Genomic DNA, 23,970 nt, shown 5'->3' with positions numbered 1-23,970 from the left:
CTGCACTCTCCTGCCAAGCGACTCTGATGATCGCCTTTGCGCGCCTTCTTTCACCAAATGCGCGCGCAACGCAATCATCTTTTCCTATCCGTAGATAGGGCTTGGCATTGATGCACCAACAGAAGTGATAGTGGTTTACACTTAGCGCAGGCAGCAAGCTGCCGCACTGGTCCCTACCCGGCGTCAGGCCGGAACGACTGCTTCTATCGCGACGGGAATGGCGCCCATGCGCGGCTGGCCGAATATCGGATCGAAGGCAGCATTGGCGTCCATCAGGCGCGAGGTGCAGCCGCCCTGCCCAAGCGGGTCATCCACTTCATCGGGGTTCGTACCGAAGCAGTGAGACATCGAAAGCGTCCCGGCGCGAAGGCGCGGCTCCGCTTCGACAACGCCCTTGATCTCGCCATGCCGGGAACGGATGCTGATAATGTCCCCCGATGCCATCCCGAAATGAGCGATATCCGCGGGATTGAGATATGCCGGGTTATGGGTGCGCCGTGCAGCCAGCTTGGGATTGGTCCGCCCGATTGAATTCATCATTTCATTCGCGCGGCGCGGAATAAGCATAAGCGGAAATTCATCACTCGGATTCGCCGTGTCACCGCGATTGGTGAAGACGACCCCAAGTTCGGCCATCATTGTAGGATCGCCCAATTGCAGCATGGCGGTGCAATCGTCAGCGCGCGGCAGGACCGTCAGGCTGAGATCACCGAACACATTGCCGTGCCGGTGCTGCTTGACCTCGGCCAGTGGTACACGGGAACCTGCGCACATGGCCTCGAACATCTCCTCGGTCGTGGGCCGACGTTCCAGCGGCAATGGAAACGCGACGGGTGCCTTGTCCCAGTGCTGGCCGGTGCCGGCCGCATTGCCAAAATACGTGATCTGCTTGCCAAGCCGCTTTGCCAGTTCGTAGAAAAACTCCCAGCTTTCGATGGTGTCAGACCCTGCTGGCGGTTCAACCACGGCGGGAGCATATTGGGCGTAAGGCTGTTCGTAGCCGCCAGTCCAGATGCCATAATACTTCATTGATTCAGAGAATTGCGAACAGGCAGGTGTCTCCAGCGCCATCTTGTCCGGGATCACGTAATGCGCCATGCGCGCCGTGTTCGACATTTCGACATCAATCGCCACCAGCAGATCGAGCGAAGCCAGTGCGCGGCCTGCACGATTCTGATCGGGCAGGGAAACGGCGGGATTGCTGCCGGAACAGATCAACGCCCGCACCTGGCCCGGTCCAGGCGTCAGGATTTCGTCAGGTAAAGTACCGGTCGGGGCGCCCACCACGGTCTGCGGCAAGGCATTGATGCGGCTGGTCTTGCTGAAGTCCCATGGCTGATAAGGGGCGTGGGGTTGGGCGCGAATATCGACTTCGGGCAGCAGGACGTGGGGCTGGGCATGCGCTTCACCTGCGCGCACCCAGCGACCGCATACGGTATTCAGGCTAAGCGCCAGATATTCGCAAAGCGTTCCATGAAGGGGGAAATGCGCGCCCGTGGCGGTCACCACGCAACCGCTTTCAGCTGCGGCAAAAGTGCGTGCTGCCAGCACGACATCTTCGGCACTGATTCCTGCAGTGGAGGCAACATGTTCGGGCGTGAAGGGCGCTGTTGCAGCCTTCAGCACATCGATGCCGATGGCATTGGCGGCCACAAAGTCTGCGTCGTATAGCCCTTCGTTAAGGATAACGTGGAGGATTCCCGCCAGAATGCTGGCATCCTGGCCGGGTTGTGGCGCGATATGCAGAAAGGCATGTGCAGTCGATTCAGTGGCGCGCGGATCGATCACGATCAGCTTCATCCCGTTCTTCACCGCCTGCTTCACGGTCTGGCCGGGATTGACCATGACGCCCTGCTTGGAAATGACCGGATTGGTGCCGACCATGATCCAGGTCTTGGCAGTGGAAAAGGGCTGCGGCCCTGCGATCCAGCGGCCGTGCAACGCCTGCGCGATGACTTTGCCCGCCTGATCGATGGTCTGAACTGAAAAGAAGCGGTCCGGGTATGTGCCCATCGCCATGATGAACATGGCGCCGATCACCGGATTGATCGGATTGGTCAGATTTCCGTTGCCAGGATAGACGGCGATAGCTTCAGCCCCATGCTCCGCCGAAATCGCCTCAATCCGGGCGGCAATCTCGGACAGCGCCTGCTCCATCGGAATTTCGATGTAACTGCCGTCAGGCATGCGCTTGCGGGGATGCAACACTCTGGTGGGCGAATAGTGGGCTTCGGGCATCGCCCGGCCTTTGGGGCAAGTATAGCCGCCATAGATCGGTGATTGGCGATCTCCGACCACCTTGGTCGCGCGGCCGCCTTCAACGGTCACTTCAACGGGGCATCCCGCCCAGCATACCTTGCAGATTCCAAAGCGTGTTTCGATAGTTGCGGCTTCGCTGACCGTCATGGCATCCAGACTCCTCTTGCGATCAAGTGACTGGTCATGCGCCCTTCCCGAACCTGCCTGTTGGCAGGGTCGGGCATGACAGGGCGTTGTCGCCGGTCAGAGCGACCAGCCGCCTCCGGCAACGATCACCTGGCCGGAAATATAGTCTGCATCGGGCAGGCACAGCATGAACACCGCACCTGCCGCTTCATCAGGAGTGCCCGCCCGGCCCAGCGGAATGCCTTTTTCCATGGCCTCAAGGATTTCATCGCTGACACCGGCCTTGATTTCCCGGTCCTTGACCGTGATCGTCGAAGAACCGGCTTCCCCGGCGGTCATCCGGGTCATGATTGCGCCAAAGGCAACGGCGTTGACGCAGACGTTGTACCGCCCCCATTCCTTGCACAAGGTCTTGGTAAGGCCGACAATTCCTGCTTTGCCAGCCGCATAGCCGCTCTGTCCGGGGTTTCCGCCAAGGCCAGCAACCGATGAAATGTTCACCACCGTACGCCGCGTGGCGCGACCGTTGGCGGCGATTTCTGCCTTGGCAGCATTGGCAATGATGGGTTGCGCGGCGCGCAGGATACGGAACGGTGCAGTCAGATGGACGTCGATCATCGCCATCCATTGTTCATCACTGGTCTTCTGGATGACCGAATCCCAGGCATAGCCCGCGTTGTTGATGATGATGTCGATCGTGCCAAATGCTTCCACTGCGGCACCAACAAAGCGGTCGCCAAAGTCTGGGGTCGTCACGTCGCCGCAGCAGACAACCGCTCGCGCACCAAGCGCCTCGATTTCGGCCGCCGTTTCGTTGGCGAAGGATTCGTCCAGATCGTTGACCACCACATTTGCGCCCGCCTTGGCGAGCCGAAGGGCGATAGCCTTGCCGATGCCGCGCCCCGAACCGGAAACCAGTGCAACTTTGCCGTGGAGGGTACTCAAGCAATTTCTCCTGTTTGCTGGTCGGCAAAGCGATCGATGCTTGCCGTACCGCCGTCGATAACGATCGTGTCCCGCTCCAGCGCAATGGCTCTGAATACGATCCGATCACCCTCCCGCCAGCTTTGCGTCCGCACGGTTTCACCCGGAAAGACCGGAGCGGTGAACCGCGCCGCAATTGCCGAAAGCCGCTGCGGATCACCCTTGCAATGCAGGTGGATCAGCGCCCGTGCTACCAGGCCGAGCGTGGATAGCCCGTGCAGGATCGGTTGGTCAAACCCCCCCAGCCTGGCCGTTTCTGGGCTGACATGCAGCGGATTGCGATCCCCCGACAAGCGATAGACAAGCGCCTGCTGCCGGCTCGTCGGCAAATCGAGGCTGAATGCCGGAGGACCATCGGGCATGACCATGCGATCGGAACCCGGCAGATTCCGATCGCCGCCAAAGCCACCTGCCTCACGCAAGATCCAAAGCTCGGACATTTCAGCAACGATGGCGCCGCCAAGTTCCCTCAATGTGCGATAGGCCCGGAACATGGCCGGTTTACCGGGGCCTTTGTCGGCAATTTCGCCGATCCGGGTCGATCCTACCAGTTCTTCCTGCGCTTCAAGCGGGCGATGCAGCACCAGCGATTGTTCGCCGTGCAGGACGCGCGGCCAATCAAGGCCAACCGCCGGATCCATCAGCCAGAAACCTGCCGTACCCATGACAAAGGCCATCGTCGGCAAGGGCTTCAGGTTCCGTTCGAACACAAAGTCCAGTTCATCGACATCGGCAGACAGACCCGCACCAGTGCCCAAGGCATAAAGGATGGCGTCGCGCGGATCGAACAGATCGTGCGCTTCGGGGACTTTGTAAGCCCGCAGGCGCTCTACATCGAGGACGGGCATCAGATCGCCAGCCCACGGCGAAGCGCAGCGCGCTTATCGGCGAGTGCGCGTTTCGAAACCGGCGCATCGGCTGCAATCACATAACCATGCGGGCATCCGGGATAAATGTGCAGTTCTACCGCCACTCCAGCTGCAATCAGGCGCATCGCATAGTCGACATTCTCATCCAGAAAAAGATCGAGCGCGCCCGTGGCGATCAGCGTTGGCGGCAGACCTTCGAGCTGCGTGGCGCGCGCCGCTGCGGCATAAGGGGAAACATCAGGCCCGCCCGGTTCAGCATTCAAAAGACAGCTCCAGCCGAAATGATTGTCTTCAGGCGCAAAGATGAACTCACCCGTCACCGGATTGCGCGGCCGCACACACGTCCGGTCATCCATCATCGGAGCATCGAGCAACTGGAACGCCAGCGCATATTCGCCCCGATCCCGCGCCAGCAACGCCAGCGACGCTGCCAGTCCACCGCCCGCGCTTTCGCCCATCACCGCAATTCGTGACGGATCGATGCCAAGCGCGGCCGCGTTGTCATGCAAGTGCCCAAGCGCCGTATAGCAGTCCTCAATCCCGGCAGGAAACGGATGCTCCGGTGCCAGGCGATAGTCCACACTCAGGATTGCCACGCCAAGTTGCTGAGCCGTTTCAGCCAGTTCGGGCACACTCATTTCCGGCGCACCGATGATGTATGCCCCGCCGTGAATATGCAGGATGGCGGGAACCGCGCCTGCCAGTCCTTCCGGGCGCAACAGGATGGCCCGGACCTGGTGGCCTTCGGGCGAAGGAATATGGACCTCTTGCGGCGCGACCGGCAAAACCGGGACCGCCACCGCGGCCATGACCGCATCCATGGTGGCGCGCATCGCAGGCAGGCTTTCGCGCGTTGCGCGCAACGAAGGAAACGCCTCCAGCGCAGGCAGCACTGCAGGATCTACAAGATGCCGGGTCGTCATCGGTTTCCACTCCGCATATTGGTCATAATGTGCAGCCTGCACGTTCGTTACGAGCACATCGGCGTTACGAGCGTACCGGAGCGAACGCAGCGCGAAAAGCGGCAAGGTTATCCGCCTGTGCCCGCTGCGCGGGACCGCTTTCGCGGGCCATGCCAAAGCCGTGCATGCATCCGGGATAGACATGCAATTCGGTCGGCACCCCGGCGCGGATCAGGCGGTGTGCATAATCCAGGCATTCGTCCACGAACAAGTCGAGCGCGCCGACGGCGATGAACGTACGGGGCAAGCCGGAAAGGTCGCTCGCCCGCGCCGGGGCGGCATAGGGCGAGGTATCGTCACCGCCCGGCTCCTTGCCCAGTTGCGCGATCCAGCAATAGTGGCTGCTCTCACGCGTCCACACAAATTCGCCGGTACAGGGATTGGGCGTGGCCGACGTCGCGGTGCGATCATCAAGCCGTGGCTGTTCAAGATGCTGGAAGGCAATCGCAAATTCGCCCCGGTCACGCGCCAGCAGGGCAAGCCCTGCGGCAAGCGCGCCGCCCGCACTTTCACCACTGACGGCGATTCGCGCGGGATCGATGCCCAGAGCATCAGCCTCTCCATGCAGCCAGCCCAGCGCGGCATAACAATCCTCGATAGCGCCGGGAAAGCGGGTTTCGGGCGAGAGCCGATAATCGACCGACACAATCAGGCAGTCCAACGCATCGGCCCACTGCATCAGCGTTCCGGCATTCATTTCGGGCATGCCCAGCACATGCCCGCCGCCGTGCATGTGCAGAATCGCAGGTGCGTTGTCCGCCATTGCATCGGGGCGCACGATCATGCAGCGGATCGTGCGGTCGCCCTCGCCTGAAGGCACCATCACATCACCGATGGTGACCGGAAGATCAGGCAAGGGCACCGATTTGACCATGGCCGGCAGAGCCGCCTGGATCATCGGCAGGGTGGCGTCCGACAGCTGCATTGGCGGCATGGAATCGATCAGCGGCAACAGCGCCGGATCGACCAGATGACGCGTAGTCATCCCGATCAGGACAGCTTGCGTTCGTCGAGACCCAATCCGCGACCAATGATTTCGCGCATGATTTCCGAAGTACCGGCAAAGATCCGGCTGATGCGCGCGTCGGTGTACATGCGGCTGATCCGGTATTCTTCCATGTAACCGGCACCGCCATGGAACTGGACGCATTCGTCCATCACCCGGCCTTCAAGCTCCGATGCAAGAAGTTTGGCACCCGATGCGTCTTCAGCGGAAAGCTCCCCTGCGTTCAGGAGCAGAACCAGCTGGTCGATATAGGTCTGTGCGGCATCGAGTTCGGTGCGCATCGTCGCCATCTTGAAACGGGTGTTCTGGAATGCGCCGATCGGCTTGCCGAACGCCTTGCGTTCCTTGACGTAATCCAGCGTGATGTCGAACGCGGTCTGCGCGGTAGCCATGAAGCCGATAGCCGCGACCAGCCGCTCCTGCGCGAGGAAACGGGCAAGATAGCGGAAACCCTGGCCCGGATCGCCAAGCATGTTGGCCTTGGGCACCTTGACATCGTTGAAGAACAACTCGGCGGTATCCTGCGCGTGCAGGCCCATCTTGGCCAGCTTGCGCCCGCGTTCGAAGCCTTCCATCCCGCGCTCGACCACCAGCAGGCTGAGGCCGTGGCGGCTTTCCGGGTCGGTGCGCGCCGCCACCACGATCAGATCGGACAGGATGCCATTCGAGATATAGGTCTTTGCGCCATTCAGCAGCCAGTGATCGCCCTTGTCCTCGGCGCGGGTTTTCATTCCCGCAAGGTCGGACCCGGTCGAAGGTTCGGTCATCGCCACGGCGAGGATCTTCTCGCCTGAGACGATCCCCGGCATCCAGCGATCCTTCTGCTCGTCATTGCCCAGCTTGGCGATATAGGGCGCGACGAGATCGTTGTGCAGGTTGATGTAGAAGCCGATATCGCCGTGGCGCATGTTCTCTTCGATGATGATCTGTTCGAAGCGGAAATCGTCGATTCCCGCGCCGCCATATTTCTCATCGGCCCATGTGCACAACAGGCCTTGCTCACCAGCCTTCAGGTACAGCTCGCGCGGGACCATGCCTTGCTCACGCCATTTTTCGGCGTGAGGGGCAACTTCGGCCTGCATGAACTTGATGACGCTATCGCGGAACTGTTCGTGTTCCGATTCGAAGATCACGCGCTTCATGCTGGTGCCAGCTCCTCTGCGACAGCGGCCTTTGCGGCGGGGTAGAAGCCTTCGCCCTTGGCTGCCTTGGCGCGCAGCCATGCCGATGGCAGGAAGCGCGGTCCGTGCTTCTGCGCAAGCCTGTCCGCTTCGGATACGAAGCGTTCGATGCCCACGGTATCGATGTAGCTGATCGTGCCGCCAGTCCACGCCGGGAAACCCCAACCGTAGATCGAACCAAGATCGGCGTCTTCCGATGTTTCCAGTACGCCCTCTTCAAGGCAACGGGCCGTTTCCATAGCCTGCGCATAAAGGAAGCGCTGCTTCAGTTCCTCGATGTCCCAGCCACCCTTGACCGGAAATTCATCGGCAAGACCGGCCCACAGGTGTTTCTTGCCACCTTCGGGGTAATCGTAGAAGCCGCCACCGGTCTTGCGACCGCTGCGGCCGAGCGCCTTCATCCGGCGCAGCGCGGGTACGCCAGCAGGCGGCGTGTACTTGTCGCCTTCCTCGGCAATCGCCTGGTCGACGATCTTGAGCGGCAGATCGAAGGTCAGTTCATCCAGCAATGCGAGCGGGCCGACCGGCATACCGATCGCCTTGGCCGCATTTTCGATCACGGCTGGCGGTACGCCCTCGTCCAGCATTGCGCCGCCTTCGTGGATCAGTGTCTGGAACACGCGGCTGGTGTAGAAGCCGCGGCTGTCGTTGACGACAATCGGCGTCTTGCGCAGCTGCGCGATATAATCGAGCGCGCGCGCCAGTGTTTCCTTCGAGGTCTGCGCGCCGACGATCACTTCGACGAGGCCCATGCGGTCCACTGGCGAGAAGAAGTGGATCCCGATGAACTGGTCGGGCCGCTGCGATGCCTTCGCCAATGCCGAGATCGGCAGTGTGGACGTGTTGGATGCGAACACTGCGGTCGCCGGGATGACAGCTTCGGCCTTCTTCGTGGTTTCGGCCTTGATCGCCGTATCCTCGAACACCGCCTCGACGATCATGTCGCAGCCTTCGAGCAGCGCATAATCGTCAGTCGGCGTGATCCGCGCAAGCACGGCATCAGCCTTGTCCTGCGTCAGCTTGCCCTTTTCGATCAGCTTGCCCTGAACCTTGGCCGAATAGGCCTTGCCCTTTTCGGCGGTGGGCACATCACGGTCAAGCAGTACGACTTCGATCCCGGCATTGGCTGAAACGAAGGCGATGCCCGCGCCCATCATGCCGGCACCCAGGACGCCGACTTTCTTGACTTCCGATTTGGCGATGCCTTCCGGGCGACGTGCGCCCTTTTCCGCTGCCAGCTTCGATATGAACGTGGTGCGGATGATGTTGCGCGAAACCGGGCTGGTAAGCAGCTTGGCGAAATACTTGCTCTCGACCGAAAGCGCCTTGTCGAACGGCAGTTGCTGCCCTTCGAAAACCGCGGAGAGAATAGCTTGCGGCGCAGGCATGTTGTAGCCCTTCTGGGCGATCGAACCTGCGATCATCATGTAGGCGGCCGAATCTTCGGGAACCGTAAGCCCCTTTTTCTGCGGGGGCACCCAGCCCTTCACATCCCACGGGCGGACCGGGTCGGGACCGGTCGCGAGCCACGCGCGCGCAGCATCGATCAGCTTGTCAGCGGGCACGACTTCATCGACGATACCCAGTTTGAGCGCTTCTGCCGGGGCAACCGTGCGGCCAGTCAACAGCAGGTCCAGCGCCTTCTTGAAGCCGACGAGGATGGCAAGGCGCACGGTTCCGCCCGATCCGGGAAGCAGCCCGACATTGACTTCGGGAAGCCCGACCAGCGCCTTGGGATTGTCTACCAGAATGCGATGGTGGCAGGCCAGGGCCAGCTCGAAGCCGCCACCGAGCGCCAATCCGTTGATCGCGGCGACCCACGGCTTGCCCGACTGTTCCATCGCGCGGTGCATCGCGGTGGCGCGCTGGGAAAAGCCGTAAGCTTCTGCCGTAGTGAGCTTGCCAAAGCCCTGCACCAGCTGGGTAAGATCGGCACCGGCCATGAAGGCCGGCTTGCCCGACGTGAGGATCACGCCCTTGATGCTTTCGTCCGAGGCGATCTTCGCGGTCGCTTCTTCCATATCCGCGATGAAGGCGTCGTTGACGACATTCATGGTCTGACCGGCAGCATCCAGCGTCAGGATCGCGAAGCCGTCTGCGTTCGTTTCGAGTTTCATGTTCTGCATGAGGTTTTCCGCTTCAAAAACGTGAGTTGCGCGTCAGACGCGTTCGATGATCGAGGCAGTACCCAGACCATTGGCTGCGCAGAGCGTGATCAGCCCGGTTTCCTTGTCGCGCCGCTCCAGTTCGTCGAGCACGGTTCCAAGGATCATGGCGCCGGTTGCACCCAGCGGATGCCCCATGGCAATCGCGCCGCCGTTCACGTTGATCTTGTCATCAGGAATGCCCATTTCGCGCTGATAGCGCATGACAACGCTGGCGAATGCTTCGTTCAGTTCCCACAAGTCGATGTCGGCGCGGCTCATGCCCGCATTCTTCAGCGCCTTGTCCGAACATGCGCCCGGTGCGGTCAGCATGATCGTGGGTTCCGAACCGATGTTGGCATAAGCACGGATGCGGCCGCGCGGCTTCAGGCCGGCACGTTCACCGAATTCCTTCGATCCGACCAGAACGATGCCCGCGCCATCGACGATGCCAGAGCTGTTTCCGCCGTGGTGGACGTAGTTCAGCTCCTCGATTTCAGGATACTTGGCCTTCGCCACGGCTTCGAAACCGCCCTTGCCATAGCCTTCGAATGCCGGCTTCAGCTTGGCCAGGCTCTCAACCGTGGTTCCGGGACGCATGTGTTCGTCATGGTCGAGCAGCACTTCGCCCATGACGTCCTTCACCGGCACGATCGACTTCTTGAAATAGCCGTTTTCCCACGCGACGGCTGCCTTGCGCTGGCTCTCTGCGGCAAAGGCATCGACATCCTGGCGGCTGAAGCCATCAAGCGTAGCGATGATGTCTGCGCCAATCCCCTGCGGGGCGTAATAATTGTGGAATGCAACGGCCGGATCGGATGTCCATGCCCCGGAATCATAGCCCATGACGGTACGGCTCATCGATTCAACGCCGCCGCCGATCCCGGCCTGGATCATGCCCGAATGGACCTGCGCCGAGATCAGGCTGACAGCGTCAAGGCCGGACGCACAAAAACGATGGATCTGCTGTCCCGCAACGGTTTGTGCATAACCTGCCTGCAGCACGGCCGCGCGGGCAAGCACTCCGCCCTGTTCGCCGACCGGCTGGGCCATTCCGAGAATCACATCGTCAAGCAGCGAGGTATCGAGATCGTTGCGGTCGCGCAGCGCCTGGAGCAGCTGGCTGGCCATTTCGACCGATGTGACTTCATGCAGTGCGCCATCAGGACGGCCCTTGCCGCGAGGTGTGCGAACATGATCGTAGATATAGGCTTCCATGGAATTCGCCCTGCAAAATGGATGGTCCAACGCGATATAGTGTGCCCCTGTCTGGCCGCCTAGTCCATAGCACCTATCTTTCGAAAGGCGTCTCTTGGTGCGGGTAATGGGTGCAGCATGGTGCGGTCCCCGCCCACCGGTGCTGCACCTGCAACTGCAAAAGGAGGCCCCGGTTTCCCGAAACCTCCTGATATTGCAGACTAGATTATGGTGCAGGCGCCCGTCAGATCAGCAGGGCTGCCCGTCTCCCGTCCTTGATCGCCTCGTCGGTTGCGAAAACGCTCCAGCGTGCTTCGCGCGCATCGCCGATGATGCGGATATTGGGCATATCGCCGACCATAGCATGATAGAGATCTTCCTGCGGCGGCTTCGACGTGACGAGGATGGTGTTGTCTATCCCTTCGAGGACCGAGGTCTCACCCGAATAGACTCCACGCAAACTTACGTTGCTCTCGTCGATGGCGGTGATTTCGGTCGAAGGCAGGAAGGTCACCTTCGGAATGACACGGCGGGCGATCACCTTGTTCAAACCCAGTTCCGTCACCGACATTGCCATTGCGGAATCGATAGTCACGAGGAAAACCTCCTTGCCCTGATTGGCAAGGTGTTCCGCGATGCCGGGACCGACTTCGTACGACGTATTGTCATAAACGACGATGCGCTTTCCGATCCGCGCGTGTTCCAGAAGCACCTCTTCAGGTGTGAACACGTGTTCCAGATGCGCGCCGGGGACTCCCGTCAACTGCGCCTTGCTTGCGCCGGTCTTCGAATAGCGCGCGCCGGTGGCGATGATAACGGCATCGGGCTGGAGCGCCTTCACCGATTCAGGCGTCGCTTCCATATTGGTGTGAATCGGAACGCCCGCCTTGTCGAGTTGCAGCTTGAGCCAGCGGATCAGTTCTGCCCGGTCTTCAAGCCCCGGCAGCAAAGCCTGCATCGTCACGTGACCGCCGATCGTATCGGACTTTTCAAGCACGGTAACCTTGTGCCCGCGCTGCGAGGCAACCAGCGCGGCCTGCAGGCCCGCAGGCCCCGCCCCCACGATCACCACATTTTTGCTGGTGGCAGCAGGCGTAATCGGCCCTTCGTATTCGTGGCCGATTTCGGGGTTGACGGTGCAGCCCACCGCCTGTCCGACGCACGAACGCAGGAAGCAGCCTTCCAGATCGCCGATGCAGGCCCGGATTTCGGCAGTCTTGTCATCACGGCACTTGTTGGGCCATTCGGGATCGGCAATCACCGAGCGCGCGACGAACACCATATCGCAGCGTCCATCGGCAATAGCCTGATCGGCAAACGCGGGCGTCAGGATGCGTCCGCCACTGACAACGGGCAGCTTGACCGCCTTCTTGACCGCTTCAGCAGCATCCAGATGAGTGCCTTCGCGGCCCATGTAGGACGACGGGTAGTGGTACTGCGTCATCTGCGGTTTCTGCCCGCGCGCCGTGATGCGCAGCCAATCGACCATTCCGGTGTCTTCAAGGATCTTGCACTGGGCAATGCCATCATCGATCCCGCTGGCGCCGAGCGTGGATTCATCGGCATTCACCGCAACGCCGATCGCAAAGTCGGCTCTTACGCGCTGGCGGATCGCGGCGATGATCTCTGTAACGATACGCATGCGGTTCGGCAGGCTGCCGCCATATTCGTCGGTGCGCTGGTTGTAGAATTCGGATGTGAAGCTTTGCAGGCCACCGCCCGCATTGATCGGGAATTCAAAGCCGTCAGCGCCTGCCTGTTCGGCATGCGATGCGGCAACGGCGTGCGCTTCGATCAGTTCGTGCACTTCGGCGGTCGTCATCGAACGCGGCTGCGTATCGGCCAGCACGGTATGTGGCGCAATGGCAGAAGCCTGCGCCTTGTCGGGATCGGCCATCATCCAGACGCCCTGCACCGCGATCTTGGCGCCATGCTTGTGCGCGGCATCAACGATCCGGCGGATTGCGGGGATATGTTCGGGATTATAGGCCTCGATGAACCAGCCGGGCGGCACCAGCGGCGCGGGCACCACCTGGCAGCTTGCGATCACCATGAAGCCTGCGCCACCCTTGGCGCGCGCTTCGAAATAGCCAACTTGCCGGTCGGTGCCAATGCCCAGCCCGACCATGCCATGTGGCGACATGAACACACGGTTCTTCACTTCCAGCCGACCAATCGTGATCGGGCTGAACATCGTTGCATACTTGCTCATGGAAATCCCCTCCAACGTGCACGCTTTGCGCAGGTCACGCGTTATTGATTGTCGGTAAAATGAATGGCGAAGATGGTTTCGGCAGCCGCCTGCCGGAGCGGGATCGCCTTCTGGTAAGCCTCCGACTTGTACCAGGCCATCGCCGCGTCATTGTCCGGGAACTTCATCACAACGACACTGGTGCCCGGTGCGTCGCCCTCCAGTACCTCCAGATTTTCGCCAACAATCACCTCGAACGGCAGGCCTTGCAGCGAAACGAACCCCTGCGCCGAATACTCGCCATACTTGGCAAGGTCGTGCTTGTTCATCATGCTCATCACATAGGAAGCCATCAGCTTTTCCCTTCGATTATTTGCTTTCGGCCATTGCCATCACATCGGCGTAATACGGCGAATGGTGAACGATGCCGCCATCGGCGCTGAACACCTGTGCGGTAACAAAGCTGCCTGCGTCCGAGGCAAGGAACAGCACCGGCCCCGCAATATCCTCAGGCTTGCTCTGGCGCGGCAACAGGACGTGGCGCTGGATGAAGTCGATCTCGCCAGCGGACATGATCTCGCGCGCGCCCTTGCTCAGCACCAGGCCCGGCAGCACGGCGTTGCAACGGATGTTGTAATGCCCCAGCTGCGCCGCGACGTTGCGCGTCAACGTGTGCAGCGCGCCCTTCGAGGTGGAATAGGCGGGGTGGAACACATCACCCAGCGTGGCCGAACCCGAACCGGTATTGATGATCGAACCGCCACCGCCCGCGATCATGTGTGGCGCCACATGCTTGATCATCAGCATCGGCCCGCGCGTGTTGATCGCGAACGTGCGGTCCCACACTTCGATGGTCATTTCAGGGATGGATTTGTCCTGCGCCATGAAATCGGGCCGGGTATCGGCGGCGTTGTTGTGCAGGATATCGATGCGCCCGTATTTCGCGACCGTGGCGGCGACCAGATCGACGATGCTCTGTTCGTCGGCCAGATCGAGGTAGTGCGCCATCGCGCTGCCGCCCGACGCCACGATATCGGCCGCCACCGCTTCTGCCGCGCTCTGGTTGATATCGGCCACCACCACATGCGCTCCGGCGCCGGCGAGCGCCTTGGCACAAGCCTCGCCGATGTTTGCGCCTGATCCGGTTACGATTGCCACCCGATCGTTCAGATTTCCAAACAGCATGAACATCCTCTCAAGTCGTTTTGTTGTTTCTCGGAATGTGGCGCGATGCAGAAGCCGAAGCGCTGCGGCGCAGGCGTTGTGTTTAGGTCGCGGCGGCGTTATCGCATAAGGCAATAATTCAACGCCTGGTCAGGGCGGCGATTCCCGGTCGGGAGAGGTTGAGACATGCCAACAATCGGCGAATGCCCCGTTGCTGAAGCACCTCCAAACCGGGGTCGGCGCACCTCCAACGCCACCACGATTGCAGACATCGTAAATGCCGCAAAGGATGAGTTCGCCGTTCATGGCTTCGATGGGACGACAGTGGATTCAATCTGCCGCCGCGCAAAAGTTTCCAAGCAGCTTCTGTACTACTACTTCGGAAGCAAGTCCGATCTTTACACGGTCATCCTGAAAGAGGCCGCCGAAAAGACCGCCGCCTTCATCGGGTGCACCGAATATGCCGCGCTTGCCCCCGAAGAAGCGCTTCGCCAGTTCATGCACAACATGTTCCGCGAATTTGTCGAGCGGCCGCAAATCGCGCAGATGACCATCGATGAGGCGCAGCATGCCTTTGCCCATGTCGGCAAGGCCAGCCCTTTGGCGACAGTTATCAGGACGCTGATTGACGGCGTTCTGGGTCCGATCGTGCAGCGCGGCCGCGATCAAGGCGTATTCCGTCCCGATTGCGATGTGGATCAGCTGTTCTGGGCCATCTACAGTTTCGTGACCACGTGGTTCGCGACATCGCCAATGGTTTCACTGGTCACGCGCACACGCACCGGCTCGGACATGAACGCCGCCGCATGGCGCGCGAACAGTATCGAATTTGTTCTGGCGGCGGTCCGTAACCCGGCCTGATTTCAGCGTTCGCGGATCGGCTGAAGGTCTAGTTTGGGCAGGAATGCGGCCGGTCCGCAATCACGCAGCATGAACGCCTGACGCTGCAACCAGCGATGGAAATGCTGGACCAGCGCCGCGTCTGACTCCGCACCTGCCTGCGCCACCCATTCCGATAACGCGGCTTGCGCCTGCTCCCAGGTATCATGGCGTACGCCCGTCAGCGTGGCAACATCGTCCAGATCGGCTGCCTGCACCGATAGCCCATATGTATTGAGCCGCCCCATGTAGAACGCCTGATGCGCGGCAGAATCACGGGCATAGTTTTCGGCGGGCGTACCATCCGCAAAGGCCTCGATGTGGCGTACAAGATGGCGTGAAGCCTGCTCGAACCCCAGCGGCTGCACGTGCGGTTCCGGCGGATCGACCAGAGTGACGCCCATGTGATCGGCGATGGCGCGAATCATCCAGCGGCTCGTGCCCACGCAATAGTTGAGGTAGGCGATGAAGTCCTGCTCCGGCGCGCTGTCGAACATCAGCGGCCACATCAGGAAGCCGTTGACCGCGCAGAACCCGGCGGTGTGGAATTCGATCAGCTGGCGCGAAATGCGGTCACCGGTCAGCGCCTCATAACGTGCGACAAGCGCGGTAAGGTCACCCAACGGTTCGGAGGAATCGCGCAGCCGCATGCCCGAAAGTTCTGCCGCCGGATCGCCGAGCGAGGAGACCTCGAAATCGATCAGTCCGGTCACCGCCCCGTCATCACTGAACAGGAACTGCCCGCCGTCATAGTTGACGAACGTGGCGCGGGTGCGGTCCTGGGGCACGTTGCGGTTGAGCCAGCCCCATGCAAATTCCATCAGCGGCCACGGACGGCCTGCAATGCGCTCGCGGAATATCTCGTATGAGGGCGCGTAGAGGTTGAGCGCGATTTCGCGAGGTGTGCGCGGCACCGGCAGCTTCGCGGCAGCAAAGGCCTCCACCGGCAAGCGATGCACATCAGCCACGATGCCGATGAACCGCTCGCGCACTAGCGCCCGAATATCCGGGTCTTCGATCGACCCGCTGTTGATCCGTCCGGGCAGCATTTCCATGACGATGCACAGCGGATCGGGGATCATCCCATGAACGCGCGGCGCGGGAATCCCGTGACGTTCGAACGCGTGATGGATTTCGGCTTCCTGGAACATGTCGACCGGCGAGGCATAAGTATCCCCGCGCGGCCCCCGCACGTAAAGCGGCGCTCCGCTCGCGATCACGTTCCAGCCCGGCCGCCAGCGCGGCTGCCGTTCGAATGCAGTAACCGGGCCGATGTTGGCGGTCAGCCAGTCAAAAACCTTGCGGTCGGTGGCATCGGTGGGGGGCTGCACTTCTTGCAATACCATTCGTGCTCTCCCCCCACCGACCGCGCCGGCTTTCTGTTCAGACGATATCCGGTTCAGTTGCCGAAACGATAGCGCAGTTCGACGCCCACCGTGCGCGGAGCACCGATGAAGCCGCTCTGCACGCCCAGCAGGTTCGATCCGACGTTGCTCGATGCAAGGTATTCCTTGTCGAACACATTGCGCACGAAGACGCTGGCATCGACCGACGATCCGCCGATCTCGCTGATATCGAGCCGTGCATTGACGATGCTGTAAGCGGGCAGGATCGCATCGGAAGACTGGACACTGCTCGAATGGTAGAAATCGCCGCTGAACACGGTTTTGCCAATGCTTTCGGGCACGGGCAGCGTCCAGCGTACGCCAGCGGTAACCGTCTGCTTTGCAACCAGATTGAACGGCACTTCCAGTACCCGCAGATAGGACTGAAGATCGGTCGGCACGGTCAAGGAACGCGTCTTGAGATCAAGGAAGGTGGCACCCGCCTCGAACGCGAGGGTCGATGTCGGCGCGATCCGGGCGGAAAGATCGATGCCCGCAACGCGGGTCGAACCGGCATTGACCAGCAGGGTGCCGCCGCTGGGGTCGTTGTTCGCATTGCAATCGCCATCGGGCGAGCGGGGTGCATCGGTGCCGCCCGGCGTCGTCGTGCTGCAGGTCGCCTGCGTGTTCAGGCCCGAAACCGGAACCTGCACGTTGCTGTACCAGCCCACGAAAGGCGATGCGTTGAAGCGGATGGCCACGTCGCCGGCATGCATATCCGAACGGATACCCACTTCGATATCGTCCACCTTTTCCGGCTGGAACGACTGGAACTGCGCAAGACGTCCGGCCAGGGTCGGGCTGTTTATCCCGCCTGCGCGATAGCCATGGCGGGTCACCGCATAAAGGAATACCGAATCAGATGCTTGCCAATCGAGACCAACGGTCCAGGTCGCTGCCTTGGACGAGGTCTTGTTGATGCTGCTGTTCCTGATCGCGGGGACGGCATTGTTGCAATCAGCAGGCGACAGAACCGGATCGGGAGACGTTCCGCTGCCTACGCATGCGGTAATTTCGTCCCAGGTATGACGGAAACCGGCGCTGAACCGCAAACCGTCGGTAATGGCATCAAGCTTGTACGTCACGTTGCCGAACACTGCCTTGCTGGTCTCGGTAAAGAAGCCATAGTTGAAAGGCGCATTCGTGATGCCGGGCAGGATGAAGACCGGGATATAGGTGCCGGTCGGTCCTTTGGGCTTGCTCTTCAGGTAGAAGCCCCCGACCAGCCAATCCAGCTTTTCATCGGCAGCCTTGCCGCGGAACTGCAGTTCCTCGGTGAACTGTTCCACATCGGAAGTCTGGCGTCCGCCGACGACCATCACCGGCAGCCCCTTGGGAATCGCCCCAGTGCCATCGGAAATCAGCGTGGGCAGGCCATCGACGCTTGAGAAATAATCGACCTTGGTGTGACGATAACCGAACGTGTTGACGAGCTGGATCGCGTCCGAAAGCGTGGCTTCGGTACGGTTGGTCACGCCAAAGCGTTCGGCATGTTCGAATGCATCGATATCCGAATTGATTACGCGGACGCCACGGGCCTGCTGCAAGGCAAGCTGCGCCTGCGCCGCCGCCAGCGTTCCGGTGGCGGTCAGCGCGTTCGGCCCGGCAAAGACATCGACCAGCACTGAAGCACCGCCGGTGGAACGGTTGCGGTAATAATCGACGATGGTGGTATTCTTCAGCCCATCGACCGGTTCAAGCAGCAGCGAACCGCGGATCGCGCGCGAATTGAGATCGTCCGCGTCATTGCCGATGCCGATGTTCTTGGTCCAGCCATCGCGCTTCTGGTACTGGCCGGAAATGCGCAGCGCCACCTTCTGATCGACGAGCGGCAGGTTGATCGCCGCCTCGGCGATCCGGGCGTCATAGCTTCCATAGGATGCCTGCACGTACCCGCCGAGTTCATAGTTGGGGGCGGTGGGATAATAGAGAATGGCGCCGCCGGTGGTGTTCCGCCCGAACAGGGTCCCCTGCGGACCTTTCAGCACCTGTACCGATGCCAGATCGTACGTCGGGATGCTGGACCCCAGCGTCGGCGCGGGCACATCGGCGAAATAGCTGATCACGCCCGGCGCGCTGTTGCCGGCAAGCGCCTTGGACTGGCCGCGGATCGAGAAGTTCGAGTTTTCGCGCCCGCCGCTGCCCGCCAGAAACACGCCCGGCGTTTTGAACAACAAGTCCTGCGTATCGCGAACCTGTGCCTGACGCAGCGATTCCGTACCGAATGCGGTAACCGAAACCGGGGTGGACTGAATGTTTTCGGACGTGCGGCGCGCGGTGACGATGATGTCCCCATCGCTCTGGCCCGCAGGCTGTTCAGCCGCAGAATTGTCCTGCGCAAAAACAGGGGTTGCCGTCGTTGCCAGCAGCAAGGCGACAAGGCTCTTGGATTGGCCCTTCGAAATCATTGGTGTGTCCTCCCGGTAAGTCAGTCAATTCTCGTTTTCGCGAGTCTGCTGTCTTTGGGCGGCCATTTGATAACCTGTCTTTGGAAAGGGCAGCCGACTCCACGCCGACAAATCATCAACGATTTTCCAGATCGCACATCAGGCAGCAGTCCATGGCCCGTGGAAGTCGCAACTACCCGCCCCACCAACCGTTCGACAGGTAACGGGGCCTGGCAAAACCGCAACTTTGACCGCAACGAACGCCAATGCGGCGAAGAGGAGCTTGAATAATATGGCAAGACTGGCGGACAAGGTCTGCATCATTACCGGCAGTGGCAGCGGGATTGGCCGCGCCAGCGCTGCAATGTTCGCGCGCGAAGGTGCAACCGTTATCGTCGCCGACATTCGCGCAGAGCCTGCCGAGGCCGTGGCGCAGGCCGTGGTCGATGCCGGCGGCAAGGCCCGCGCGATCACCGTGGACGTAAGCAAGGAAGACGACCTTGCACGGATGATCGACACCACCATCGCCGATTTCGGCCAGATCGACGTCCTGTTCAACAACGCGCTCTACACCAACACCGAACACGCGATGCGCGATATGGATTTCCTCGCCTTCGATCCCGAAATCTTCTTCGCCAACTTGCGTGTCAACGTGCTTGGCGCGGTGATCGCGAGCAAGCTGGCGATCCCGCACATGCTCGAACGCGGGCGCGGCTCGATCATTTCCACCTCGTCGGGCAGTTCAATGGGCGGAGACATTACTGCCTACAGCTATGGTTCGTCCAAGGCCGCCCTCAACTGGTTCGTGCAGGCAATTGCTGCAACATATGGCAAGCGCGGCATCCGCAGCAACGCGATCCTGCCCGGCCCGACGCAGACCCCGGCCAAGATCCAGTGGACCACGCCGGAAATGGACCGCCTGTTCCTCGATGTGCTGAACACGCCCTTCATCGGCGAACCAGAAGACATCGCGGCGATGGCATTGTTCCTGGCATCCGACGAATCGCGCTATGTCAACGGGATGCTCTATCCGGTCGATGGCGGACAAAGCTGCACCGTGCCGTTCATCAGCGTCACCCGCGCGCTTTCTGCTGGCAACTGATTTCAAAGGAAAACACCATGGGTATCGAACTGGAAAACAAGGTCCGCACGATGCACGACGCCTGGGGCGACGGCAGCGATGAAGTGCGGCCCGATGTCGAGAAAATCCTGTCGTTCTTTGCCGAAGATGCGGAATGGCAACTGTGGGTTCCGGGCGGCCCGGTGATCAAGGGCAAGGACGCGTTGCGCGCCGAAATCCTCAACCAGATGACCTTTGCCACCAACAACAAATGCAACGAAGTCAATATCGTGTCGAACGACCGGATGGTGATGCAGGAACGCTCGGACACGGCGATCATCATGGGTCGCCCCTGCCCGCACCAGATGGTCGCGATCTATGAATTCAATGATGATGGCCTGATCGTCAAATGGCGTGAATACCTCGACATGGACGATCTCAACCGCAAGATGGGCATCAGCGGTGGCGCTAACCCGGCGGGCAATCCCGAAGCCGTGGCGCAATGACCGGGTCGGCGGCCATCGCGCCGGGCAAATGGGCGTTCATCACCGGCGGATCGGACGGGCTGGGTCTGGCTTTCGCAACCGATCTGGCGCGGCGCGGCATGAACTGCCTGCTGATTGCCCGTCGCGAAGACAAACTGGCGCAGGCCGCCACTGCAATCCGCGCCCTTGGCGTAGAGGTCCGCACGCTCTCGCTTGATCTGGGAGCGCCCGATGCAGTCGCGCAGATCGAAGCCGCTACTGCGGATTTGCGGTTGAACCTTGCCGTGTTCAACGCCGGGGCCGAAGCATCGGGCGCGCAATTCATCGACCAGCCCTATGCCCACTGGGCAGCTACGATCCAGCGCAACGTACTGTTCCTCACCGAAGCGCTCAACCACTTCGGGCGCAGGCTGGTTGAAAATGGCGGCGGCGGTTTGATCGTTGTCGGCTCCGAAGCGGCTTTTGGGGGCGTGGGCCAATCCGGCATCTATACGGCGACCAAGGGTTTCGCACTGAACCTGTGTGAATCGCTCTGGGCCGAACTGACGCCGCGCGGTGTGGATGTGGTCACCCTGCTCTTCAAGATCGCCGATACTCCGATGCTGCGCGAAACGCTGGCACGGCGCGGCATTCCGGTCGAAGCCACCGGCGCTTCGGATACCGCCGCCCTGGCGCGTGGCACGATCGACGCACTGGGTTCCGGGCCGATCTACAACCCGGACGAAACTTCGCCTGATGATCCGGTCACCTCCAATGCCGCCCGGCGCGAACGCGTTGTGGCGAAAAGCGAATTGATGAAATTCTTTTACGGATAATCGGCAGCCGGGCCGGATGATGCACCGTCTGCTTGCAGGAGAGCGTGGATGAAAATTGGCGTAAGCAGGCCGTTTGCCGATCCCGGCGTACCGATCAACGATGTCGATATGGGCGAAATCGGCCGCATCGCCGAACAGATCGGCTTCGATTGGTTGACCACCGGCCATCACACCGTCCGCCCGCTGCGCGAGGAGATCAAAGGGCCGCACACCCATGGTGTACCGTTCTATCAGGACCCGCTGATCGGCGCGGCGCGGGCAACTGCGCTCACCACCCGGCTCGAAGTATCGACCGGGGTACTGATCATGCCGATGAAGCACCCGGTCGATGTCGCCAAGCAGGTCGCTTGCCTGGACGCGTACAGCAATGGCCGCTTCATGCTCGGCCTTGGCACCGGCGGCGCCAGCCGGATCGAGATCGAAGCAAGCGGCGGCAGCTTCGAACGGCGCTGGGACTATACGATGGAAAGCATCGCAGTGATGAAAGGCCTGTGGACGCAGGACGCTTTCGCTTTCGACGGCGATTTCTTCCAATTCCCCGAAGTGCAGATGTATCCGCGCCCGGCACGAAAGCCGCACACGCCGATCCTGCTGGGCGGCTACAGCGACGGCGTACTCAAGCGCGTTGGCCAGCATTGCCAGGGCTGGCTTCCCGCCTACGCCGGAACGCGCCTGCTATCCCTGACCGAAACAGACATGACCGGGCCGGAGCATGTAAAGCAGGGCCGCGCCAAGATCATGGCCTATGCACAGGAAGCCGGGCGCGACATCGCCCACTTCGAAATCGGCGTGATCCTGGCTCCGGGCGACGACAATCGCGAACTGCGCAGCATGTACGAGGATGCCGGTGTCGACCGTCTGGCCTTCAGCCTGCCGCATATTGCAAGCGTCGAGGATGCGCAGGCCGCTCTGGAAACGATCGCCGCCAACGTGCTGTAAAGGCAACCTGCCCGCCGGAAGGAACAATACAGCAAACTGCGACTAGGTTGGGCAACATCGATGCGGTGCCCCGCGCTGACGGAGGATGATATGAGAGCTGTCCAGATAACCGCTTGGGGCGGTCCCGATGTGGTCGTGATCAACGACGTCCCGGAGCCGGTCGTCGGCGCCGGACAAGTACGCATTGCCGTTGCCGCAACCGGGGTCAATCCCGTCGACTGGAAAATCCGCGACGGGCACATGAAGGACTTCATCCAGGCCCCGTTCCCCATCACCCTCGGCAATGAATTTGCAGGCACCGTCACCGAACTTGGCGAAGGTGTGAGCGGGTTTTCCGTGGGCGATGCGGTCTATGGATCGATCGGCCCTATCGGGGTTTTCGCCGATGTTCTGGTAACGTCGGCGGATTGGATCGCCAAGGCACCCGCCAGCCTCTCGATGATCGAAGCCGCGGCCTTGCCCGTGGCGATCGTCACCATCAAGGCTGCATTCGATGCCGGGCAAGTCGGTCCGGGAACCCGGCTTCTGATCCATGCCGCAGCGGGTGGGGTGGGCAGTATCGGCATCCAGCTTGCCAAGGCGCTCGGTGCCGAAGTGACGGCACTGACCTCTCCTGCAACGATGGACTTCGTGCGCGGCCTTGGCGCGGACCATGTTGTCGATCGCACCACGGCCTATGAAGAAACCATCGGCGATTTCGACGTGGTCCTTGATGCTTTCGGACCGCCAGCACAGGCCCGTTCGTGGGGTCTGCTCAAGCCGGGCGGCATCCTCGTCACGCTGACCGCGCCGCCGGACGAAGCCGAAGCGGCCCGGCGCGGTGTCCGCGCCACGATGACCTTCGGCGCGCCCGATGCCGGCGCCCTTGCCGATGCCGCGGCGCTGGCGGATGCTGGCAAGTTGAAGCCCACTATCCAGCGCACATACCCCATGGAAGAAGCAGTGGCGGCAATGGCCGAAGTGGCAGGCGGAAATGTGCGGGGCAAAATCGTCCTGACATATTGATCTGGCAATATCGCAGCGATTCGAGGTGGGGCGGTCCTATTCGCGCCAAAGCTATCGGAGGATAGAATGACGATTCAGGAAACCGTTCAATTCGACCTTGCTGGCGGCTGCAATTTTCGCGACCTTGGCGGCTATCCTGCAACCGATGGCCGAACTGTTCGGCGCGGACTGATTTACCGTTCAGGCGTGTTGACGTATCTGACCCCGCAGGATCATGAGGCAATCGCGCCGCTGGGCATTCGCACCATCGATTTGCGCCGCGATGATGAAATCGCCGCCGAACCCACTCATTGGGCCAGCCCGGTGCAGAACCTGTCATGGCAGCTGGAGGAATCCATTGCCTCGTCGCAACGCGGTGCTGCGTGGGAAAAGGCCGCGACCGGTCCCGAATTGCGCGCGTGGCTGATCGGTTCATACCCCACAATGCAGCAATGGCTGGTCCGTCCGTTGCGCGGCATTTTCGAAGCCCTGCTGGACGATCAAGCGCCGGTCCTGTTCCACTGCGCGGCCGGAAAAGACCGCACCGGGTTTTGCGCCGCGATCATTCTTGGCCTTGCAGGCGTCGATGAAGACACGATCCTGGCCGATTTTGCGCTGACCAACACGGCGGTCGATCTTTATGCCTTTACGCGCGTCCACCGCGCCGCCCGCATGGGCCTGACCGACGGCGAGCATCCGTTCGAGAAGATGGCACCCGATGTGCGCGATGCGCTGATGTCCGCCGATCCGGCCTATCTCAAGGCTGCGCTGGATAGCGTGGCCGAAGTGCACGGTTCGATAGAGGGTTATGTCCGGCAAGCATTGGGTTTCGAAGAGGCCCAGGTCGCCGCCATTCGCCACCGCCTGCTGGAAGCGTAAGTCTCGCTTTTCACCTCAAACATTCGTCATTGCGAGGAGCCGAAGCCGACGTGGCAATCCAGAGCGCAGGTCAC

At 61.2% G+C, this 23,970-nt stretch carries 20 protein-coding genes; 7 read left to right on the top strand and 13 right to left on the bottom strand.

Annotated features, from left to right (window positions below):
* Nucleotides 1–183 precede the first annotated feature (183 nt).
* The 11 genes from LUA85_RS02090 to LUA85_RS02040 form a co-directional block, all read right to left on the bottom strand.
* Nucleotides 184–2,406, bottom strand: coding sequence for a molybdopterin-dependent oxidoreductase (locus LUA85_RS02090; RefSeq protein WP_231466686.1), 2,223 nt, complete (start codon nt 2,404–2,406; stop codon nt 184–186).
* A gap of 96 nt (nt 2,407–2,502) precedes the next feature.
* Complete coding sequence (locus LUA85_RS02085) at nt 2,503–3,330, bottom strand: SDR family NAD(P)-dependent oxidoreductase (RefSeq protein ID WP_231466685.1); 828 nt, start codon at nt 3,328–3,330, stop codon at nt 2,503–2,505.
* Nucleotides 3,327–4,217 (bottom strand): MaoC/PaaZ C-terminal domain-containing protein, encoded by an 891-nt coding sequence (locus LUA85_RS02080; RefSeq protein WP_231466684.1) that lies wholly within the window; start codon nt 4,215–4,217, stop codon nt 3,327–3,329. The genes LUA85_RS02085 and LUA85_RS02080 overlap by 4 nt, the downstream gene beginning before the upstream one ends.
* A complete protein-coding gene (locus LUA85_RS02075; protein ID WP_231466683.1) occupies nt 4,217–5,161 on the bottom strand; it encodes an alpha/beta hydrolase in 945 nt (314 codons plus the stop codon). Before LUA85_RS02075 ends, LUA85_RS02080 begins: the two co-directional genes overlap by 1 nt.
* Before the next feature lie 64 nt (nt 5,162–5,225).
* Nucleotides 5,226–6,185, bottom strand: a complete 960-nt coding sequence (locus LUA85_RS02070) for an alpha/beta hydrolase (RefSeq protein WP_231466682.1) — start codon at nt 6,183–6,185, stop codon at nt 5,226–5,228.
* 5 nt (nt 6,186–6,190) lie between these two features.
* Entirely contained in the window at nt 6,191–7,348 is a 1,158-nt protein-coding gene (locus tag LUA85_RS02065) for an acyl-CoA dehydrogenase family protein (RefSeq protein ID WP_231466681.1), read from the bottom strand.
* Nucleotides 7,345–9,513 carry a 3-hydroxyacyl-CoA dehydrogenase NAD-binding domain-containing protein gene (locus LUA85_RS02060; RefSeq protein ID WP_231466680.1) on the bottom strand — a complete coding sequence of 723 codons (2,169 nt, stop codon included), beginning with the start codon at nt 9,511–9,513 and terminating at the stop codon, nt 7,345–7,347. The genes LUA85_RS02065 and LUA85_RS02060 overlap by 4 nt, the downstream gene beginning before the upstream one ends.
* Nucleotides 9,514–9,546: 33 nt before the next feature.
* Nucleotides 9,547–10,749, bottom strand: a complete 1,203-nt coding sequence (locus LUA85_RS02055) for an acetyl-CoA C-acetyltransferase (protein WP_231466679.1) — start codon at nt 10,747–10,749, stop codon at nt 9,547–9,549.
* Nucleotides 10,750–10,972: 223 nt separating this feature from the next.
* On the bottom strand, nt 10,973–12,940 hold the full coding sequence (locus LUA85_RS02050; RefSeq protein WP_231466678.1) for an FAD-dependent oxidoreductase: 1,968 nt from the start codon (nt 12,938–12,940) through the stop codon (nt 10,973–10,975).
* A gap of 41 nt (nt 12,941–12,981) precedes the next feature.
* Complete coding sequence (locus LUA85_RS02045) at nt 12,982–13,272, bottom strand: DUF1330 domain-containing protein (protein WP_231466677.1); 291 nt, start codon at nt 13,270–13,272, stop codon at nt 12,982–12,984.
* Between the two features lie 16 nt (nt 13,273–13,288).
* Entirely contained in the window at nt 13,289–14,077 is a 789-nt protein-coding gene (locus LUA85_RS02040; RefSeq protein WP_231466676.1) for an SDR family NAD(P)-dependent oxidoreductase, read from the bottom strand.
* 192 nt (nt 14,078–14,269) lie between these two features.
* Between LUA85_RS02040 and LUA85_RS02035 the strand changes: the two genes are divergently transcribed.
* Entirely contained in the window at nt 14,270–14,944 is a 675-nt protein-coding gene (locus LUA85_RS02035) for a TetR/AcrR family transcriptional regulator (protein ID WP_231466675.1), read from the top strand.
* 2 nt (nt 14,945–14,946) lie between these two features.
* Here LUA85_RS02035 and LUA85_RS02030 read toward each other — a convergent pair whose 3' ends face one another.
* Together LUA85_RS02030 and LUA85_RS02025 are read right to left on the bottom strand one after the other, a co-directional pair.
* Complete coding sequence (locus tag LUA85_RS02030) at nt 14,947–16,308, bottom strand: phosphotransferase (protein ID WP_231466674.1); 1,362 nt, start codon at nt 16,306–16,308, stop codon at nt 14,947–14,949.
* Between the two features lie 53 nt (nt 16,309–16,361).
* Nucleotides 16,362–18,755 (bottom strand): TonB-dependent receptor, encoded by a 2,394-nt coding sequence (locus LUA85_RS02025; protein WP_231466673.1) that lies wholly within the window; start codon nt 18,753–18,755, stop codon nt 16,362–16,364.
* A 271-nt stretch (nt 18,756–19,026) separates the two neighbouring features.
* Between LUA85_RS02025 and LUA85_RS02020 the strand changes: the two genes are divergently transcribed.
* From LUA85_RS02020 to LUA85_RS01995, 6 genes are all read left to right on the top strand, one after another.
* Nucleotides 19,027–19,836: an SDR family NAD(P)-dependent oxidoreductase gene (locus LUA85_RS02020; protein WP_231466672.1), complete on the top strand. Its 810-nt coding sequence runs from the start codon at nt 19,027–19,029 to the stop codon at nt 19,834–19,836.
* Between the two features lie 17 nt (nt 19,837–19,853).
* On the top strand, nt 19,854–20,300 hold the full coding sequence (locus LUA85_RS02015) for a nuclear transport factor 2 family protein (RefSeq protein ID WP_231466671.1): 447 nt from the start codon (nt 19,854–19,856) through the stop codon (nt 20,298–20,300).
* Nucleotides 20,297–21,094 (top strand): SDR family oxidoreductase, encoded by a 798-nt coding sequence (locus tag LUA85_RS02010; protein WP_231466670.1) that lies wholly within the window; start codon nt 20,297–20,299, stop codon nt 21,092–21,094. The genes LUA85_RS02015 and LUA85_RS02010 overlap by 4 nt, the downstream gene beginning before the upstream one ends.
* 48 nt (nt 21,095–21,142) lie before the next feature.
* On the top strand, nt 21,143–22,033 hold the full coding sequence (locus LUA85_RS02005; protein ID WP_231466669.1) for a TIGR03619 family F420-dependent LLM class oxidoreductase: 891 nt from the start codon (nt 21,143–21,145) through the stop codon (nt 22,031–22,033).
* A 90-nt stretch (nt 22,034–22,123) separates the two neighbouring features.
* Nucleotides 22,124–23,038, top strand: coding sequence for an NADP-dependent oxidoreductase (locus LUA85_RS02000; protein WP_231466668.1), 915 nt, complete (start codon nt 22,124–22,126; stop codon nt 23,036–23,038).
* 66 nt (nt 23,039–23,104) lie between these two features.
* The gene (locus LUA85_RS01995; RefSeq protein WP_231466667.1) at nt 23,105–23,896 is read left to right on the top strand and encodes a tyrosine-protein phosphatase; all 792 of its coding nucleotides are present in this window, start codon (nt 23,105–23,107) and stop codon (nt 23,894–23,896) included.
* Nucleotides 23,897–23,970: the final 74 nt, after the last annotated feature.

Origin of the sequence: Novosphingobium sp. CECT 9465, from assembly GCF_920987055.1 — a bacterium.
Taxonomy (GTDB): Bacteria; Pseudomonadota; Alphaproteobacteria; order Sphingomonadales; family Sphingomonadaceae; genus Novosphingobium.
This window is presented reverse-complemented; position numbering and strand designations above follow the sequence as displayed.